20 protein-coding genes and 1 pseudogene are annotated in these 16,985 nt (G+C 70.5%); 14 read left to right on the forward strand and 7 right to left on the reverse strand.

Features of this window, described 5'->3' with window-relative positions:
- Positions 1–84 precede the first annotated feature (84 nt).
- From ACYVIH_RS09580 to ACYVIH_RS09590, 3 genes and pseudogenes are all read right to left on the reverse strand, one after another.
- Positions 85–438 carry a hypothetical protein gene (locus ACYVIH_RS09580; RefSeq protein WP_460868625.1) on the reverse strand — a complete coding sequence of 118 codons (354 nt, stop codon included), beginning with the start codon at positions 436–438 and terminating at the stop codon, positions 85–87.
- Positions 439–516: 78 nt separating this feature from the next.
- Positions 517–1,062 (reverse strand): transposase, encoded by a 546-nt coding sequence (locus tag ACYVIH_RS09585; protein WP_460869151.1) that lies wholly within the window; start codon positions 1,060–1,062, stop codon positions 517–519.
- Positions 1,063–1,120: 58 nt separating this feature from the next.
- Positions 1,121–1,342 (reverse strand): annotated as a pseudogene (locus ACYVIH_RS09590) (transposase); the annotation flags it as partial.
- A gap of 98 nt (positions 1,343–1,440) precedes the next feature.
- Between ACYVIH_RS09590 and ACYVIH_RS09595 the strand changes: the two are divergent.
- Entirely contained in the window at positions 1,441–1,815 is a 375-nt protein-coding gene (locus ACYVIH_RS09595; RefSeq protein ID WP_460869152.1) for a helix-turn-helix domain-containing protein, read from the forward strand.
- Positions 1,724–2,833 carry an RNA-guided endonuclease TnpB family protein gene (locus ACYVIH_RS09600; RefSeq protein WP_460868627.1) on the forward strand — a complete coding sequence of 370 codons (1,110 nt, stop codon included), beginning with the start codon at positions 1,724–1,726 and terminating at the stop codon, positions 2,831–2,833. Before ACYVIH_RS09595 ends, ACYVIH_RS09600 begins: the two co-directional genes overlap by 92 nt.
- 594 nt (positions 2,834–3,427) lie before the next feature.
- On the opposite strand, the gene ACYVIH_RS09605 is transcribed toward ACYVIH_RS09600, so the two are convergent.
- Together ACYVIH_RS09605 and ACYVIH_RS09610 are read right to left on the reverse strand one after the other, a co-directional pair.
- The gene (locus tag ACYVIH_RS09605) at positions 3,428–3,628 is read right to left on the reverse strand and encodes a hypothetical protein (protein WP_460868629.1); all 201 of its coding nucleotides are present in this window, start codon (positions 3,626–3,628) and stop codon (positions 3,428–3,430) included.
- A complete protein-coding gene (locus tag ACYVIH_RS09610; RefSeq protein WP_460868631.1) occupies positions 3,621–3,842 on the reverse strand; it encodes a DUF3072 domain-containing protein in 222 nt (73 codons plus the stop codon). The genes ACYVIH_RS09605 and ACYVIH_RS09610 overlap by 8 nt, the downstream gene beginning before the upstream one ends.
- 207 nt (positions 3,843–4,049) lie before the next feature.
- On the opposite strand from ACYVIH_RS09610, the gene ACYVIH_RS09615 reads away from it, so the two are divergent.
- The 12 genes from ACYVIH_RS09615 to ACYVIH_RS09670 all read left to right on the forward strand — a co-directional run bounded on the left by ACYVIH_RS09615 (position 4,050) and on the right by ACYVIH_RS09670 (position 15,605).
- Complete coding sequence (locus ACYVIH_RS09615) at positions 4,050–4,532, forward strand: hypothetical protein (protein ID WP_460868633.1); 483 nt, start codon at positions 4,050–4,052, stop codon at positions 4,530–4,532.
- A 169-nt stretch (positions 4,533–4,701) separates the two neighbouring features.
- The gene (locus ACYVIH_RS09620) at positions 4,702–5,277 is read left to right on the forward strand and encodes a DUF305 domain-containing protein (RefSeq protein WP_460868636.1); all 576 of its coding nucleotides are present in this window, start codon (positions 4,702–4,704) and stop codon (positions 5,275–5,277) included.
- 44 nt (positions 5,278–5,321) lie between these two features.
- Positions 5,322–5,666, forward strand: coding sequence for an NADH-quinone oxidoreductase subunit A (locus ACYVIH_RS09625; RefSeq protein ID WP_460868638.1), 345 nt, complete (start codon positions 5,322–5,324; stop codon positions 5,664–5,666).
- On the forward strand, positions 5,657–6,838 hold the full coding sequence (locus ACYVIH_RS09630; RefSeq protein ID WP_460868640.1) for a hypothetical protein: 1,182 nt from the start codon (positions 5,657–5,659) through the stop codon (positions 6,836–6,838). Before ACYVIH_RS09625 ends, ACYVIH_RS09630 begins: the two co-directional genes overlap by 10 nt.
- Positions 6,831–7,799: a complex I subunit 1 family protein gene (locus tag ACYVIH_RS09635; protein WP_460868642.1), complete on the forward strand. Its 969-nt coding sequence runs from the start codon at positions 6,831–6,833 to the stop codon at positions 7,797–7,799. The genes ACYVIH_RS09630 and ACYVIH_RS09635 overlap by 8 nt, the downstream gene beginning before the upstream one ends.
- A 1-nt stretch (position 7,800) precedes the next feature.
- Complete coding sequence (locus tag ACYVIH_RS09640; protein ID WP_460868644.1) at positions 7,801–8,364, forward strand: NADH-quinone oxidoreductase subunit J; 564 nt, start codon at positions 7,801–7,803, stop codon at positions 8,362–8,364.
- A complete protein-coding gene (locus ACYVIH_RS09645) occupies positions 8,361–8,663 on the forward strand; it encodes an NADH-quinone oxidoreductase subunit NuoK (RefSeq protein WP_460868646.1) in 303 nt (100 codons plus the stop codon). Before ACYVIH_RS09640 ends, ACYVIH_RS09645 begins: the two co-directional genes overlap by 4 nt.
- 2 nt (positions 8,664–8,665) lie before the next feature.
- Positions 8,666–10,591, forward strand: a complete 1,926-nt coding sequence (locus ACYVIH_RS09650) for a proton-conducting transporter transmembrane domain-containing protein (protein WP_460868649.1) — start codon at positions 8,666–8,668, stop codon at positions 10,589–10,591.
- A gap of 2 nt (positions 10,592–10,593) precedes the next feature.
- Positions 10,594–12,084 carry a complex I subunit 4 family protein gene (locus ACYVIH_RS09655; protein ID WP_460868651.1) on the forward strand — a complete coding sequence of 497 codons (1,491 nt, stop codon included), beginning with the start codon at positions 10,594–10,596 and terminating at the stop codon, positions 12,082–12,084.
- Between the two features lie 15 nt (positions 12,085–12,099).
- Positions 12,100–13,506: an NADH-quinone oxidoreductase subunit N gene (locus ACYVIH_RS09660; RefSeq protein ID WP_460868653.1), complete on the forward strand. Its 1,407-nt coding sequence runs from the start codon at positions 12,100–12,102 to the stop codon at positions 13,504–13,506.
- A gap of 100 nt (positions 13,507–13,606) precedes the next feature.
- The gene (locus ACYVIH_RS09665; RefSeq protein WP_460868655.1) at positions 13,607–14,413 is read left to right on the forward strand and encodes an isocitrate lyase/PEP mutase family protein; all 807 of its coding nucleotides are present in this window, start codon (positions 13,607–13,609) and stop codon (positions 14,411–14,413) included.
- 46 nt (positions 14,414–14,459) lie between these two features.
- Entirely contained in the window at positions 14,460–15,605 is a 1,146-nt protein-coding gene (locus tag ACYVIH_RS09670) for a cytochrome P450 (RefSeq protein ID WP_460868657.1), read from the forward strand.
- Here the strand turns inward: ACYVIH_RS09670 and ACYVIH_RS09675 are convergent.
- Together ACYVIH_RS09675 and ACYVIH_RS09680 are read right to left on the reverse strand one after the other, a co-directional pair.
- Positions 15,598–16,134: a DUF2243 domain-containing protein gene (locus tag ACYVIH_RS09675; protein ID WP_460868659.1), complete on the reverse strand. Its 537-nt coding sequence runs from the start codon at positions 16,132–16,134 to the stop codon at positions 15,598–15,600. The two genes, ACYVIH_RS09670 and ACYVIH_RS09675, sit on opposite strands and share 8 nt — an antisense overlap.
- 28 nt (positions 16,135–16,162) lie before the next feature.
- Entirely contained in the window at positions 16,163–16,984 is an 822-nt protein-coding gene (locus ACYVIH_RS09680; RefSeq protein ID WP_460868661.1) for an alpha/beta hydrolase, read from the reverse strand.
- Position 16,985 lies beyond the last annotated feature (1 nt).

The raw sequence follows: 16,985 nt of genomic DNA on the forward strand, positions 1-16,985 counted from the left end.
TCTTGTCTCGCTTCCATGCTCAGAGGATCAACTAACTCCTCTGCCACGAAGTCTGACGCGCGACACACACACCCAACCGAGGGATCAACCTCGTACACCACCCCAGCGGACTTGACCCTGAATGGGGCCGACCACGACTACATGCTCCAGGTCACCTCGACTCGCGCGAGACAGAGCAGCACCGAGTTCGACGAACATCCCCCTACCCTCATGCTCCGAGGCGACCACCAAGACTGCGTCGGCGTCGAGCACAGCGTCCAGGTCGTCGGTCGCGATCTTGGCCGACAGATCGAGGTCTGATGCGTAGTCGTTCACCAAGGTGACGTCGGATTCTCGCGTCCAGTCCAGGCTGAGTTGATGCCCTGCAGCGACCACTGCTGCTTGGACCGCTCGAACTCTATCGGCGTCGTCGAGCGCTCCTGCTACGTAGACCTTCATGTACATCAGGCTTCCACGGCTGGCTGGGCCTCAACGTCCGGACATGCCGCGTTCCGCGCGGTCGCGCGGGTGCCATGGTCAGGCTGCGAGCGCGAGGGGGCGGCGGCGGGCTCGTTCCCGTGACAGGTGGCGCAGTGTCGTGGCGATGCAGGCGACCTGGAGCCATCCAGTCGCCGAGGAGGTGGTGTTCTCGAACGACTTCGCCAGGCGGCGGGAGCGTCCGAGGCGGCCGTGGGCGACCTCGACGCGCCAGGCGTGCCGGATGGGGCGGAAGACCGGCTGCTTGTCGTCCCACCCGACTCGGCGGACCTCAAGGTCGTAATCGCGGCCGAGAGCACGGGCTGCGGCCCCGGTGACACCCCGATCCACCAGGACCAGCTCGAGTCGGCCGGTGACACCCTGTCGGGTCAGGTGCTCCAGCATCAGCTCGCTGGTCCGGTTCTCGTGGGTGGAGGCGGGCACGACCAGCGCGGCTACCGGGAGGCCGGTCACGTCGACGGCTACGACCCGCTTGGCGCCCTTGGTGCCACCGTAGGGGCCGCCGCGGTCGTGGAAGGTGAACCCGCCGTTGGATGCGCCGCGGAAGGTGGGTGTCGATGACGACCATCGAGGGTGTTGCCTCAGTGCGGCCGTCCTCTTCGCGTGCGGCTGCGTGCAACACCTTCAGGGCACGCGCCCAGGTGCCGTTGCGCGACCAGCGGCGGAACTGCGACCACACCCGTGTCCAGGGTCCGAACGACTCCGGGAGGTAGCGCCACTGGCAACCGGTCTGGGCGACGTACAACATCGCATCCACCACGGTTCGCAGGTCGTCGGCGTGCCTGCGGCCACGCTTGTCCGGCGCGTTGTACACCGGCTCCAGCAGGTCCCACTGCTCATCGGTCAGGTCACTTGGGTACGGCATGCGACGCACGGTGACCACGTACCTCGTCCCTGCAATAGGGACACACCCAGTAAGAGCGTGTGTCCCTATCGGTGGCGTTGTCGGTGGTGCCCGGCACCATGTCTTCTGTGCCCGTAGCCGCCGGAACCGCCGACACGCTCGTGTCGCACACCGGTGTGCCGTTGACCCGGCCGACGACCTTCAGGTTCACCTTGGACGTCAACGTCGAGCAGCACCAGCGGCTGCTGGCGCACGCGGGTGCGTCCCGGCTGACGTTCAACCACCACCTCGAGCGGGTGAGGGCGAACCTCGAGCAGCGTGCCGCGGAGCGCTCCTACGGGATCCCGGAAGCGGACCTGACCCCGGTGTTGTCGTGGAGCAAAGGTCAGCTTCATCAACGAGATGAACGCCTGGAAGGACGGCCGAGCGGCCTATGCGCGCGTGGAGGTCCTCGACGACGGCACCGTCGTCCGTGGTCTGCCGTGGCGTGGTGAGGTCTCAACCGACGTGTTCGAGACCGCGAGCGTGCATGCCGCGCAGGCGCTGAAGAACTGGTCCGACTCGAGGAAGGGCACCCGGGCAGGGAAGGCGGCGGGCTTCCCCCGGTTCAAGTCCCGACACCGCACCACCCCGGCGTTCCGGCTGCGCGCCAAGTACAAGGAGGGCGCCATCCCGTCGGTGCGGCCCACCGCACCACGCACCGTGCGGTTCCCGAAACTCGGTGAGCTCCGGGTTAGGGAGAACACTCGCCAGCTGCGGAAGCTGTACGAGTCGGGCCGTTTTCACGCCTACGCCGCGGCGTTCCGGTTCGAGCGCGGCCGCTGGATCGTCGTGGTCACCGGTGTCGCCGCCCCGCTGCACCCGCAACGCCGCACCCCGACCGCCGGCGGTCGTACCCAGGCCCGGGTTGGGGTGGACCTGGGGGTGAAGACCCTGGCCGTTGCCGCAGACGAGCACGGCACCCAACTTCGCGTGTGGAAGGGGGTGAAGGCGCTACAGCAAGCCCAGGCACGCCTGAAGCTGGCCAACCAGGCCTACGCGAGAACCAAGCGAGGGTCGAACGGTCGGCGCAAGGCAGCACGTCGTCTGGGCAGGATCCACACCCGGGTCGCTGCGATCCGCAGGGCGCTGCTGCACGACATCAGTAGCGAGCTCGCGAAGTCCTCGACGGTGCTGGTGATCGAGGACCTCCATGCTGCGGGCATGCTCCGCAACCGCCGCCTGGCCAGGGTCATCTCCGATGCCGCGTTCGGTGAGCTGCGCCGGCAGCTCGAGTACAAGGCCGCCGGGTACGGCACCGAGCTCATCATCGCCGACCGGTGGTACCCGTCGTCGAAGACCTGCTCGGGCTGCGGAACCGTCAAGGCCGACCTGACCCTCTCGGAGCGCACCTACGCGTGCGCCGGCTGTGGGCTGGTCCTCGACCGTGATCTGAACGCCGCGGTCAACCTCGCCCGCTACCGGCCGGGCGAGGACACCAAGCACTCGCCGCCGCACCCCGCGGCCGCCTGACGCGGCGTACCGCGTCGCACCCGGATGGGCCGGGGAAGAGCCGACCGTCACCCCGCTACACGAAGGGGCCCTGGGTCGGAACCGAGACAAGACCCGCCGCCAAGGAGCAGCGGGCGCTCGGACGGCAACCAAGAGCCACCACCCCGTTAGGGGCGGCGGCCAAGGGAAGCCGGTGAGTCCCGAAAAAGGACACACCCAGTGAGGCCGAAGTCGAGGGCAAGGCACGTAGTGCGGCCAGCGCTGTTCGTGGCGCAGATCGTTGACGATGGTGACCGGCTCGGCTCTGATGGCGTGGACGCACGGCCCTTCGCCGAGCTCGTACTGAAGCGAGTCGAGGTCCCACACGAGCTGATCGGTGCCGGCCCGGGTCTCTATCTTGCCGTCGCTGTGCGCGATCGAGATACCGACGTGGTCGACGCCGGGAAGCGAACGGGCCGCGACCTGCACGATGGCGGTCCAACGTGGACTCCATGTCGCGTGGCGAGTTGATCTCCCGCGCGACTTCTGGGGGAGGGCGCCCGCTCGGGCGCCGTGGTTCTACAACCGTACAGCTCAGGTCTCACGGGGGGGAGGTGCGCGACGGCCCCGGGCATCTCAGGCGCTGACGATGGCGGCCACGACGAGCGCGACACCGAGCGCCAAGACGGCCGCGATCGCCACGGTCACCCAGATCACCGTGGAGGGGCTGCGCGTAGGGGCCTCGCCCCCGCGATACGGAGCATGAACAGGTTCCTGCTGCTGCTGTGGGCGCCGCCCCGGCTCGGAGTCGTCCCGGCGGTCGTGGGGGTCAGCCATGGTCTTCGTCCTCGTTCCTCGGAACCCGCGGGGAGCCTTCCTGCAGTTCGTCGATCAGACGTGAGGCGTCGGCCTTGGTCATTCCGTCCGGGATCTCGCGGCCGGTGTCCTGCGCCAGGGTCTGCAGGTAGGACATCTGCGCGGCGGTGGCAGGCTCGTCGCCGGTGGCCCAGTCGTCAGGATCCTTGGCCGGGGTGGTCTCGTGGGCGTCCATGCCCGGCTCGTACCCCGGCGGGGTCGCCGTACACGTCCACTGACAGCGACCCCATGTCTGCCGGCCGGCGCCGGAGGAAGTCGCCCCGGTCAGGCACGCAGACGGCTACGAACCTCGTCGAGGAGCTCGGTGGGTCGAGCCAACGAGCGACCGGGGCTCGAGGAACGCCCGCGATCGGAGGCACGTGTGATCGGTGTTGGGCAGGGTATGGGTCCGGTGATGAACGTCGGTTGCCTGCGCTCGAGCTGTCTGACCGCCCCGGTGGGGCGGCTGCTCGCGGTCCTCGTGGCAGCCGCGTTCCTGCTCACGGTGCTGACCGGGAACTCGTTCGCGTTGCATGCGGGGATGACAGCCGGCTCGCCGGGCGTGGCCGTGGCCGGCGATCACCTGTCCGATGCCGTCGCAGGAATATCGGGCCTCGCCCAGGTGGAGGACGATGTGGCGAGCGATGTGCCTGCGGTGATGCAGGTGGGCCACGACGTACAGCACCTGATGCATCTGATCGGGGCCTGCTTGGCGGTGCTGGCCGCGGCAGCCGTGCTGCTGTGGCTGGTTTCCCTGGCTCGAGCGCTGACCGGTGGCTACTCGGCCGTCACCGCCCAGCCGCGTCTCGTCTCCCGGATCGACACAGGAGCCTGGTCTCCGCCGCCGCCCTCGCCACCGCGATCCTCACCGGTCATCCGGACGTAGCCGGGCGCGCCGTTCGCTCGGTCGAGCATCGACCGAACCTAGAACCGCAACCGCCCCCGCCCTATGCGCGGCGGCCCGTCCGGCGCGTGAGTGTTGTCTCGTCGACCGCTGCCACGGCTGGTCTGATGAGACGATGCTGCGCGCGAAGCATGACGAGAGGAATCGAATCATGAACACGCAGACAGACCAGTCCCAGCGGTCCGAGCACGAGCAGCACAAGAAGCACGAGCGCAAGATGTACCTCATCTTCGCCGCCATGATCGCCACCTCCACGGTGACGATGTTCCTGCTGACCTACACCAACGCGTTCGCCTGGTCGCACATGACGTTCAGCGAGGAACGGGTATACATGGCGATCCTCATGGGGTCGGCGATGGCGATCATCATGCTCGGCTTCATGTGGGGGATGATGTACAAGAACCCGAAGGTCAACGTCGCGATCATCGTCGGCGCCCTCGTCGTGGGCGGCACCGCGTTGTGGCTGTCCCGTTCGCAGACGCTCGTGCAGGACGAGGCCTACATGAAGGGCATGATCCCGCACCACTCCATCGCGATCCTCACCAGCGAGCGGGCCGGCATCGACGATCTGCGTGTGCGCAAGCTCGCCGACGAGATCATCAAGGCGCAGCGCGTCGAGATCGACGAGATGAAGTGGCTGATCGAGGACATCGAGCGGAACGGCCCCGCCACGACCGAGGAGGAGGCACAGCAGCGCCCCGTGCCGGAGTTCGAGGCCGGTTCCTGACACCCGCGGCCCAGCTGGCCTCACCCGAACCGTAGAGGAGCCTCATGTACACAGGGGTCGTCGTCATGGTGGCCACCGTTGCGACGGTGGTTCTGGGGCTGTACGCATTGCACAGGTTCAGCGCTGTCGCGCCCGAGCCGCTGCAGGCGCTTCCGTTCGACTCGGGCTGGTTGCCCCAGCAGCACGCACTGTCCAGGTACCACGTCCGGTGGTACCTGGCCACGCTGCTCTTCCTCGCCTTCGACGTCGAGATGCTGTTCATGTACCCCTGGGCGGTCGTGGTGGCGCAGATCGGCACCACCGCCGTGATCGAGATGTTCCTCTTCCTCGCTGCCCTGTTCGTGGCCGTTCTCTGGGCCTGGCGCGAGGGGGCGCTGCGATGGGTCTGAGCAACACGCTCGCACGCGCTGCAGCCCGGCACGCGCACGTCCTCCTCGTGGAGTCACCCGGGTACTGGCGCACCCGCGCGAGCGTCGAACGGGCGGTCCTGGATCGCGGCTGGCACCTTGCGCACTCGCCGGCGGACGCAGACGTGCTGGTCGTGTGCGGGGAGGCGGGGCCGAACCTCACCGAAGCGGTCGAGCGGGTCTGGGACCAGCTGCCAGGACCGCGGGTCCGCGTGGACGTGCGGGAGTACGACGAGGCCACCGCTCGTCTCGACCGGGCCCACCGCGAGCTGCTCGACACCGACCCCCACCGCCACGACGCGCACGAGCGCCCCACCGCTCAGGACCTCCTGGCCGACAGCGACGAGGAGGACGGGCACGGGGAGATGGACCACGAGGAGATGGACCACGAGGAGATGGACCACGAGGAGATGGACCACGAGGAGATGGACCACGGCGGCATGGACCACGGGGACATGGACATGTCGCCGGGCGGTATCCCGCTGGCCGAGGGCGGCGAGGACCGTGACGGCCTGGAGATGGACGTGCTCCGTGTCCGGCTCGGCCCTGTGCTGCCGCACTGGCCGGCCGGTCTGGTGCTGCGTTGTGCGCTCCAGGGCGATGTCGTCACCGAGGCGCAGGCCGAGCTCGTCGACGGTGGCGCCCGTCGTCCCGAGGAGGCGGCGCCACTGGCGCGCCGGCTCGACAACCTCGCGTCCCTTCTGGCGCTGGCCGGCTGGGACGACGCCGCGGGGGAGGCAGCGCGACTCCGCGATGCCGCGCTCCAGGACGGCGGCGCACGGGTCACGGAAGAGCTGGAGAGGCTCCGGCGGCGTGTGAGGCGCTCGTGGACACTGCGCTGGTCCCTCCGGGGCCTTCGGATGCTGAGCGAGCAGGACGTCCACCATCTCGGACTGCCCGCCGATGCGGTGGGGGACACCTACGGCAGGCTGGTCGGCATGCTCGACCGGGCCACAGAGGCGGAGGGACAGGTCGCTCAGCAATCGGGAACGCACGCGCAGCACCGCGCGCGGACCGTGCCGGCCGACCGTCTGGGCCGGGTCGTCACCGGTCTGGATCTGGCCACCGCCCGCCTGGTCCTCGCAAGCCTCGACCTCGACGGTCTCCACACGGAGCACACCGCGCACACCGTGCCGGGGACGTCCCATGGCTGAGGCGATGCCGATGCCCGGGTCCGGCTCCGCGGAGTCGGCCGTCACCACCGTCGCACCCGGCTGGGCGCTGGCAGCGGTGGCGACCCTCGGAGCGCTCGTCGTCGCTGCCGCGATGCTCGACGGAGCACTCGCGGCCCGCGCGAGCGGCGGGGTCGGGGGAGTGACGAGGCCGTTCGCCGAGGCCGCCCGGTTGATGCGGCAGCGCCGCCGCACCACGGTCCAGGCCGACAGCCTGCTCTGGCGCACCGGTGGCGGCGGGCTGCTGGTCGTGGCGGCGCTCATGGTGACCGTCGTCCCGCTGGGGGAGTGGACGATCTTCGACCTCGACGTCGGGGTCATGTGGTTCAACGCCATGGACGTGATGGTCTGGGCGCTGGTCTGGCTCACCGGCTGGGGAGCGAACGCCACCCACTCGCTCGTGGGCGGTTACCGGTTCCTGGCCCACGGGCTCGGCTACGAGCTGCCGCTGATGTTCGCGCTCGTCGCCCCCGCGATCGCCGCGGGGAGCCTGAACGTCGGCCGCGTGGCGGCGGCCCAGGACGGCCTCTGGTTCGCGGTGTGGATGCCCGTCGCATTCTTGGTCTACCTGCTCGGGGTCGCCGCGTTCTCGGTGTGGGGACCGTTCGCCCCGGCGATCGGTGCGGACATTGCCGGCGGCGCCCGCGCGGAGCTGTCGGGCGTGGACCGTCTCGTGTTCGAGACGGGGCGTTACGCGCTGCTGGCGGCAGGGGCGGCGTTCACGGTGCCGATGTTCCTCGGCGGCGGGGCAGGGCCGCTGCTGCCGGGATGGAGCTGGGTGCTGGTGAAGACGCTGGCCGTGCTCGGGGTGCTGGTCTGGGTGCGGCGCCGGCTGCCCGCCTTCCGCCCGGACATGTTCATGGAGGTCGGCTGGATGCTGCTGCTCCCGGCCGTGCTGCTGCAGGACCTGGTCGTCGCCGTCGTCGCCGTCTGGAGGTCGTGACGTGTTCCTCGACATCGCGTTCTGGCTCCTGGGTGTGGTCGCTGTGCTCGCCGGCGCCGCGGTGTTCTACGTCGACTCGATGGCGCGCGCGACGTACGCCCTTGCGCTGTCCTTCGTCGCCGTCGGTCTCCAGGTCCTGTTCCTGCAGCAGAACTACGTCGGCGTGGTCACGATCCTGATGATGGTCATGGAGATGGCGATCATGGCCGTCTACATGGTCATGTTCATGGGGATGAACCCTGCTCTGATGCCGATGAGCATGGTGCACAGCAACAAGACCGCGCTGACGGTGGCTGGCACGACGTTCCTGGTGCTGGCTTCCGGGATCGTGGCCATCGACTGGCCCGAGCGGCGGGGTGCTCCACCGGCCGACGTGACCGTGGCGCTGGGTGAGGCCCTGATGGGGCCGAAGATGCTGGTGATGGCGGTGATCAGCCCGGTCATGGTGGCGACCATCGTCGCCGGCGTCGTGCTCGCGGCCCACCGCACGCGCTACGACCGGTACGGCGACGACCTGAAGCGGCGACCGGCCGACGACGCCCAGCCGGGAGGTGTCGGTCGATGACGCTGGAGGCGACGCTCCTCATCGCCGCGGCGATCTTCTCCGTGGGCCTGTACGGCGCGATCTCCCAGCAGGTCGTGGTCATGGTCATGATGGGCCTGGAGCTGATGATCAACGCGGTGATTCTCGCCGCCGCGGGGTTCTGGTGGTTCCTCGCACCCGACCCGTCGGGACAGGTGCTCCTGCTCGTGGTCATCGCCGCGATGACGCTGGAGATGGCGATGGGGTTCGCTGTCGCCACGCTGCTGCATCGGGAACGAAGCTCGGACATGACGGACATGGCCACGGACCTGGCGGGCTGAGCATGAGCGAGGTCTCCCTGTGGTTGCTCGTCCTGCTGCCCGCGCTGGTGGGCGGCCTGCTCGCCATGACCCGTCTCGAGCGACTGGCGGCCGCGGTTTCGGTGACCACGGCTGTGGTCACCACCGCCCTGGCAGTGGTCGTGGCGGGGGGACGGCCGCAGGTGGCGACCCCGTTCGTCGCCGGCACCGACCTCGCCCTGGGCGTGGACGGGCTGTCGGCCCTGGTCACGCCCACGGTTGCGGCTGTCGCGCTGCTGGTCATCATCTTCTCCGCCGGCGAGATTCGTGCTTCACAGAGCCGGTTCCACGGTCTGATGCTGCTGTTCGCCGCGGCTGCCCTGATGACCGCGACCGCCGAGACCTTGCCGGCGCTGCTCTTCGCGTGGGAGATCATGGGCGCGACGTCGTACGCCCTCATCGGGTTCTGGTGGCGTGACGACCCCAGAGTCTCCGCCGGCCTGACCGCCTTCGTGACCACACGTGCGGCGGACCTCGGCCTCTACCTCGCTGCCGGTGCTGCCCTCGCCGGAGGGGCCGGGCTGAGGCTGGCGGCGCTACCGGAAGGCAGCGAGGGCTGGCGGCACGTGGTCGCCGCAGGCGTGCTGGTCGCGGCGCTCGGGAAGGCCGCCCAGCTGCCGTTCTCGTTCTGGCTGTCCCGGGCGATGGAGGGCCCGAGCCCGGTCAGCGCGCTGCTGCACTCGGCGGCGATGGTCGCGATGGGCGGCTACCTGTTGCTGCGGACCGAGCCGTTGCTCGCCGCAACCGGCTGGGCAGCACCCGCGGCGGCCTGGGCCGGTGGGCTCACCGCTCTGCTGCTCGGCGTGGTCGCCGTCGCGCAGCGTGACCTCAAGCAGCTGCTGGCCGCCTCCACGGCTGCCCAGCTCGGATTCGTGGTGATGGGAGCCGGGCTCGCCTCGGTCAGCGGGGGAGCCGCTCACCTCGTCGCGCACGCCTCCACGAAGGCGCTGCTCTTCCTCGCCGCCGGCGCCTGGCTCAGCGCACTCGGCACCAAGCGGCTCACCGGGCTACGCGGAGTCGCTCGCCGCGGGCGGATCGTCGGCTGGACCGCTACCATCGGTGCGCTCTCGCTGGCCGGCGTCGCCCCACTCGCGCTGTGGGCGACCAAGGACGCCGTCCTCGCCGCGGCCCTCGACGAGTCGCCCTGGCTGTACGCGGTCGGTCTGGCCGCAGCGGCGCTGTCGGCCGCCTACGCCGGGAAGATGCTCGTGGTCATCTGGCGGCGGGTTCCCGAGGAGGAGCGTGACGCGGTCGATCGGCATCTCGACGAGGAGCAGAAGGGCACCGGGCACGTCGGTGGTCTGGAACGCGCACCGCTGGTCGTGCTGGCTCTCGGCGCTGCTCTGCTGGGCGTCCTGGTGCTGCCGCCGCTCGGCGACACGGTTGTCGGCGCGCTCGGTGAGCAACCGCTCCATCCCTCGCCTGGGGAGATGGTGGCATCCGCCGTGCTCGTGCTTGCCGTGCTGGCGCTCGTGTGGTGGCGCCGGTTGCCCGAGCCACGATGGGCCCGGTCCTGGCTCGGTCTGGACGACGCGGCCCAGGTGCTCGTCGTACGACCGACCCTCGCACTGGCCGCAGCCTTGGCCCGCTTCGACGACCGGGTCCTGGACCGCGGCGTGGCCGCGGCGGCCGCGGCCACGCTCGGGTCCGCGCGGCGGATGGCGGCCTTCGACGACCGGGTACTCGACGGGGCCGTCGAGGCGGCCGCCCGGGGGTCGCTGCGGGCCGCGGAGGTCGCCGCCCGCGACGACGACCGGCGGCTCGACGGTTCGGTCGAGGCGGTTGCCGGCTGGTTCCGCGGCCTCGGCCGCCTGGCCCGGCACCCCCAGTCCGGGCAGCTCCACCAGTACTACATCCAGGCCGCCGCGGTTCTCGCGGCCGGCGTCCTGCTCCTCGTCACGGTGAGGTGAACGTGCTCAGTCTGATCGTCTTCCTGCCCCTGGCCGGGGCGCTTGCGCTCGTCGCGGTGCCGCGGCTCGGCGACAAGGCCGCGCGATGGGCCTGGGTCGCGGTCGCGGCCGCGGACCTTGCGTTGGTGGCTGCGGTCTGGCTGCGCTACGACTCACCGGCCGACGGCGGGCTCGCGTTCGAGGAGCGGGCGCCGTGGATCCCGGGCGTGAACAGCAGCTACCACCTCGGCGTGGACGGTCTCTCGCTGCCGCTGCTTGCGATGACCGCGGTGATCTTCCTGGCCAGTGCGGTCTACGCGCTGCGGGAGACCGACCGACCGCGGAGCCAGGCGGCACTGTTCCTGTTCCTGCAGACTGCGAGCATGGGGCTGTTCGTCTCTGCCGACCTGATCCTGTTCTTCGTCTTCTTCGACCTGTCCATCGTCGGGATGTACTTCGTGATCGCCGGGTGGGGTCACGGCGACGCCGCCCGTTCGGCGTTGAAGTTCTTCCTCTACACCTTCCTCGGGTCCCTGGCGCTGCTCGTCGGCTTCATCGGTCTCTACGTCGCCGCGGACCCGCACACCTTCGACATGGTCGAGCTCACCGAGCAGACGCCGTTGACGGGCTCGGGGATGGCCGGGGGACTGGTGCTGGCCGCGATCCTGCTCGGGCTTGCGGTGAAGACGCCCACGGTGCCGTTCCACACCTGGCTGCCGCCGGCGCACACCGACGCCCCTGCCATCGGGTCCGCCGTCCTCGCCGGCGTCCTGCTGAAGATGGGAACCTACGGCTTCGTGCGGATCGCGATGCCGATGCTGCCGGAGGCGTGGCGTGCGTGGGCGTGGGTGATCGTGGTCGTGGGCATCGTGTCGGTCGTGTACGGCGCCCTGGTGGCCCTCGCACAGAGCGACTTCAAGCGCATGGTCGCCTACACCTCGGTGAACCATATGGGCTACATCGCCCTCGCCGTCGGCGCGGCGGGCATCGTCGCGAGCGACACCGCCGAGGCCCGCTCGGTCGCGGTGACCGGTGCGGTCACCCAGATGGTCAGCCACGGCCTGGTCACGGGCGCGCTGTTCCTGCTTGCCGGTGTCCTGCAGGACCGAGCGGAGACGTACGACATGGGCTCGTTCGGCGGCCTCGCCGGTCCGGCCCCTCGGTTCGCGGCCTTCTTCGCCGTGGGCGCCTTCGCCTCCCTCGGCCTGCCGGGGCTGTCCGGGTTCATCGCGGAGTTCCAGATCTTCACCGGCAGCATCGCTGCGGCACCCGCCACCGCGATCGCGCTGGTCGGCATCCTGGTCACGGCCGCGCTGTTCCTCCGCGCGCTGCAGCGGATCTTCACCGGAGAGACCCGCGGCCGGTCCGCCGGCTTCGGGGACCTCCGTCCGGCGGAGGTGTGGTCGGTCGGGCCGCTGCTCCTCCTGTCGCTGCTGATCGGGGTGCTGCCCCGCCCGCTCCTCGACGTGATCGAGCCGGCGGCCGAAGTGGCCGTCGAGCTGGTCGGCAGGTAGCCCGCGGTGGAGTCCATGGCCATGCGGCCGGCCTTGCTGCTGCCGGAGATCGTCCTGTTCCTCGGTGGCCTGGTCGTGCTGATGAGCGGCTCCTTCCTCGCCCGCGACCGGCAGTGGGTCACCCGTCTGGTGGCGGCGGCCGTGCTCACGACCGCAGTCGTCCTGGCGATTGTGGACCTGCCGGGGCCGGCGCAGGCAGCGATGGAGGGCACCTTCACCGTCGACGTCGCCACGGGTGTCGCGCGAGTGGTCGCCGCCCTCGGCACCTTGATCGTCCTCGCACTCGCCTCCGACGAGATCGCGGGGTCGACACGCGAGAGCGAGACCTACGCGCTGCTGTTGTTCTCAACAACCGGGACGCTGGTCCTCGCCGGAGCCGATGACCTCCTCGTCGTCGCGGTCGGCTTCCTGCTCGCCAGCATCCCGCTCTACGGCCTGATCGGCATCGCCCGCACGCCTCAGGGCGCCGAAGCGGCGATGAAGACCTACCTGCTCGGAGCCCTCTTCGGCATCCTCCTGCTGGTCGGCATCACGCTGCTGTACGGCGTGACCGCGACGACGTCGTACGCCGATCTCGGTGGGCGGCTAGCCGACGCACCGGCAGGAGCGGTCGCCGCCGGCGTCGTAGGGGTCCTGGCGGGGCTGATGTTCAAGGCCGGTGGCGTCCCTGCGCACTTCTGGGTGCCCGATGCCGCACAGGGTGCCGGCGGTGCGGTCGCCGCGTTCCTGACCACCGTGCCCAAGATCGGTGCCCTGCTGGCCGCCTACCGGCTCGTCGCTCTGCTCCCCGACACGCTGGCCTCGCCGTTGCTGGTCGGAGTGCTGGCGGCGGCGAGCATGACGCTGGGAAACCTGGCGGCGTACTGGCAGTCAGACCCGCGGCGTCTGCTCGGCTGGTCGACGGTCAGCCAGGTCGGCTACCTCCTCGTGCCGGTGGCCGTCGCCGGCCACAGCGACCTGGCCCTGCCGTCGCTCTTGCTCTACCTCGCCGGATACACGGTGACGAACCTGGCGGCGTTCGCGGTCACGACGGCCTTTCCCGAGCGCCGCGACCTCGACTCCTACCGCGGCATGGGGCGTGCGCGTCCCTGGCTGGGCGGCGCGCTGGTGGTGGCGCTGCTCGGCCTGGTGGGCACGCCACCCACGGTGGTCTTCGCCGGCAAGCTCACCACCACGGCTGCGGCCTGGGATGGCGGCTACGCCTGGCTGGCCGTGCTGGTCTTCGTCAACACCGTGACCAGCCTCTTCTACTACCTGCGTTGGATCGCCCCTGTCTTCGGTCGCGGCGAGCCACCGGTCCGGACCATGCCCGGTGCGTTCGTGCCGGAACAGTGGTCCGCACCCGTTGCCGTGGCCACGTCCGCGCTGAGCCTGGTGCTCGGTGTGGGGGCAGGGGTGTTGTGGGCGGCGTTCTCGCCGTGAGCAGGTCGCGGGTCCCCGCGCCGATGCCCGCCGGCCGGTCGTGGCAGATGCCCTCGACCCGCCCTAGAGTGCAAGTGCAGCTGCGACGACGAGGAGTGGCATGAGCACGCACGACGACCGGGTCACTGAGTTCCACCGTCTGCACTCCTCGGGCTGTTTCGTGATGCCCAACCCCTGGGACGTCGGCAGCGCACGGGCGCTCGAGCAGCTTGGCTTCCCCGCGTTGGCGACTACCAGTGCCGGCTTCGCCTGGACGCTGGGGCGCCCGGACACCGAGGCGACGCTCGAGCAGGTCCTCGACCACCTCCGGCTGGTCGCCGACGCAGTGCGGGTGCCGGTGAACGCCGACTTCGAGGGCGGCTACGCAGTCGGCCCGGCACAGGTCGCCACGAACGTGAAGCTGGCGGCGCAGACCGGGATCGCCGGCCTGTCGATCGAGGACTCCTCCGGCGATCCGGAGGACCCGCTGCTGGGCTTCGAGCTGGCCGTGGACAGGATCCGAGCCGCACGTCAGGCCATCGACGAGAGCGGGACCGGAGTCCTGCTCACCGGTCGCTCCGAGGGGTTCGTGGCGGGACGCCCCGATATCGACGAGACGGTCCGCCGGTTGCGGGCGTACGCCGATGCCGGTGCGGACTGTCTCTACGCGCCGCGGATCGAGCGCCTGGACCATGTCACTGCGATCGTCTCCGCGGTCGCACCGAAACCGGTCAACCTGCTGGTCAACGCACCGTTCACCACGGTCGGCGAGGCCGCGCAGCTGGGTGTGCGCCGGGTCAGTGTCGGTGGCACCTTGGCACGCACCGCCTGGGGCGGGTTCCTCAGCGCCGCCAAGGAGATCGCCGAGCAGGGCACGTTCACGGCGTTCGAGGACCTGCCCAACGTCGACGCCATCCTCGGCCGATGACCGCGCAGAGCAGGCGCGACGCGACGAACTGCGGAAGGACGTCGTAGTGGGGGAACCGGTCGAGGTCGACGACGGGCGCGTCTGGGAGGACCAGCGGTCCGCCTACGACGCGATGCGAGCCCGGTGTCCGGTGGCGCACGTGGACGGTTCCTGGATGATCCTGGGCCACGCGGAGGTCGTCACCGCCGCCACGGACCCGGAGACCTTCTCGAGCGCGGTCACCGAGCGCCGGGCCATCCCCAACACGCTCGACGGCGCCGAGCACGCCGCCTACCGGGCGGTCGTCGACCGGTTCCTCACACCCGGGAGGGTCGCGCGGGAGGAGCCTCGTTGCCGGGCGCTCGCGGTCGCGATCGTCGACGGGCTTCCGCGCGGCGAGACCGTGAAGACGATCGGGACGGTCGGGGTTCCGTTCGCGGTGCGCGCGCAGTCCACCTGGCTCGGCTGGCCACCGGAGATCGAGCAGGACCTCGTCGACTGGATCCGTGACAACCACGCCGCCACCAGGTCCGGGGACCGCCACCGGACCGCCGAGGTTGCCGAACGGTTCGACCGGATGATCCGTGGCCTGCTGGATGTACGCCGCGGGGCCCCGGCAACCGACGTCACCGGAGAGCTGATGCGCGAGACCGTGCACGGCCGGCCGCTGACCGACGAGGAGATCGTGTCGATCCTGAGGAACTGGACGGCCGGTGACCTCGGCTCGCTGGCCACCTCGATCGGGGTGATCGTGCACTTCCTGGCCGCCACGCCGACGGTGCAGCAGCAGGTGCGTGGTCTCGTGGAAGCGAGGGACACCACGGGCGTCGAGGCGGCCGTGGAGGAGATCCTCCGCATCGACGATCCGTTCGTGTCCAACCGGCGCAGGCTGACCCGGCAGGTCGAGCTCGGCGGGCAGACGATCCCGGAGGGTGTCCGGGTGCTTCTGAACTGGACGTCGGCGAACCGCGATCCGCTGGCCTTCGGGGACCCCGCGCGCTTCGACCCGACGGGCAACGCTGCGGCGAACCTGGTCTTCGGCATCGGACCGCACGTGTGTCCGGGGCGCGCGCTGACCTTGATGGAGCTCCGGGTGATTACCGAGGAGCTCCTGGCCCGCACGGAGTGGATCGAGCCTGCGGTCGACCGGCCCGCCGTGCGCGAGACGCCGCCTGTGGGTGGCTGGGCGCGGGTGCCCGTCGTGCTCAAGTAGCCGGCGTCGCCGCCGTGGCAGCCGCCCGCTGCTCGAGGTCCCGCAGCCCGCGCCGGTGCAGCAGCCAGCCCACGACGACCAGCACGACGCCCGAGGCGAGGAAGCCGAGGTCCCACGACAGCGGGGCGCCGAGGTCGTCGCGCACGTGGTGAATGCCGAGGATCTGGTGGTCCACGACCCCTTCGACGAGGTTGAAGATCCCCCAGCCGGCCAGCACCAGGCCGAAGTGGAAGCTCCAGCTGGGCGCCAGCCGACCCTGCCGCCAGGCCATGATCGCGGTGACGGAGCCGAGGAAGACGAACAGCCAGGTCGCGACGTGGAAGAACCCGTCGGCGAGCGTGTTCACCTCGAGGCCGGCGAGGGTGTCCATCGGGTACTCCTCGACGTGGCTGACCATGTGGTGCCACTGCAGGATCTGGTGCAGCACGATGCCGTCGACGAAGCCGCCGAAGCCGAGCCCGTAGAGCAGGCCGGACGTCTTCGACGGCGGCTTGCCGGTGACCCGGGCCGGGGAGTGGGAGACAGCCATGCGCGAGCCGTACCCGCGAGGCCCGTGACTACACGCGCGGCGGGAGGGGCGGTCGTCCCGCGAGCGGCACGGAGGTGACGGCCCGCAGGAATCCGAGCACCTCTGGGGTGACAGACCGCAGTGCGTCGAGATCGTCGTGCCCGGCATCGGGTACGACGACCAGCCCGGCCGCCGTGCCCGAGGCGGCCCGAAGCAGATGTGCGTCCGACAGCGGCACCGTCGTGTCGGCGTCACCGTGCACCAGCAGCACGGGCGCACGGGTGCTCGCGATGCTCCGAACCGGCGCGAAGTCGTCGTAGCGGTGTCCCACCACCGCCTCGACGTAGCGCAGCGCGACCCGTGCCAGGAGCGAAGGGAGCCCACGGCCGGCCAGTGCGGCCTGCATGAACCGGCCCGGATGCGCCATGGACGAGACGCTGACCACACCCGCGATGCCCGGGTCGCGGCTTGCGGCGAGGAGACATGCCCCGGCGCCGACGGAGTGGCCGAGCAGCGCGATCCGCCGGGGGTCGACGTACGCCTGGTCGCGCAGCCACGCGACCGCCGCCTCGACGTCCTCACCGAAGCGCGGCATGGAGGCGAAGTCGTCGTCGTCACTCCGCCCGTGGCACCGCGCGTCGACGGCGAGCGTGGAGAAGCCCTCTGCAGCGAGCATCCTGGCCACCGGCGTCATGTCGGCCGCACTCGCCCCCCAGCCGTGCATGACGACGACGGCGGGCGACCGTATCTCCTCGGCGGGGAACAACCAGCCCCGCAGCGTGCGGCCGTTGGGGCCGGCGAGGGTGACGTCGATCGCGTCGTGCGGCGCGGTCTGCCACCGGCGCGGCGGCCGACCGAACCGCCGGCGCACC

This window comes from Nocardioides pakistanensis, from assembly GCF_054781215.1.

Bases quoted from the DNA above. Each gene is read 5' to 3' on its own strand.
- ACYVIH_RS09580 (WP_460868625.1), bottom strand. From the start codon at position 438: ATGAAGGTCTACGTAGCAGGAGCGCTCGACGACGCCGATAGAGTTCGA.
- ACYVIH_RS09595 (WP_460869152.1), top strand. From the start codon at position 1,441: ATGTCTTCTGTGCCCGTAGCCGCCGGAACCGCCGACACGCTCGTGTCG.
- ACYVIH_RS09600 (WP_460868627.1), top strand. From the start codon at position 1,724: ATGAACGCCTGGAAGGACGGCCGAGCGGCCTATGCGCGCGTGGAGGTC.
- ACYVIH_RS09605 (WP_460868629.1), bottom strand. From the start codon at position 3,628: ATGGCTGACCCCCACGACCGCCGGGACGACTCCGAGCCGGGGCGGCGC.
- ACYVIH_RS09610 (WP_460868631.1), bottom strand. From the start codon at position 3,842: ATGGACGCCCACGAGACCACCCCGGCCAAGGATCCTGACGACTGGGCC.
- ACYVIH_RS09615 (WP_460868633.1), top strand. From the start codon at position 4,050: ATGGGTCCGGTGATGAACGTCGGTTGCCTGCGCTCGAGCTGTCTGACC.
- ACYVIH_RS09620 (WP_460868636.1), top strand. From the start codon at position 4,702: ATGAACACGCAGACAGACCAGTCCCAGCGGTCCGAGCACGAGCAGCAC.
- ACYVIH_RS09625 (WP_460868638.1), top strand. From the start codon at position 5,322: ATGTACACAGGGGTCGTCGTCATGGTGGCCACCGTTGCGACGGTGGTT.
- ACYVIH_RS09630 (WP_460868640.1), top strand. From the start codon at position 5,657: ATGGGTCTGAGCAACACGCTCGCACGCGCTGCAGCCCGGCACGCGCAC.
- ACYVIH_RS09635 (WP_460868642.1), top strand. From the start codon at position 6,831: ATGGCTGAGGCGATGCCGATGCCCGGGTCCGGCTCCGCGGAGTCGGCC.
- ACYVIH_RS09645 (WP_460868646.1), top strand. From the start codon at position 8,361: ATGACGCTGGAGGCGACGCTCCTCATCGCCGCGGCGATCTTCTCCGTG.
- ACYVIH_RS09650 (WP_460868649.1), top strand. From the start codon at position 8,666: ATGAGCGAGGTCTCCCTGTGGTTGCTCGTCCTGCTGCCCGCGCTGGTG.
- ACYVIH_RS09660 (WP_460868653.1), top strand. From the start codon at position 12,100: ATGGCCATGCGGCCGGCCTTGCTGCTGCCGGAGATCGTCCTGTTCCTC.
- ACYVIH_RS09665 (WP_460868655.1), top strand. From the start codon at position 13,607: ATGAGCACGCACGACGACCGGGTCACTGAGTTCCACCGTCTGCACTCC.
- ACYVIH_RS09675 (WP_460868659.1), bottom strand. From the start codon at position 16,134: ATGGCTGTCTCCCACTCCCCGGCCCGGGTCACCGGCAAGCCGCCGTCG.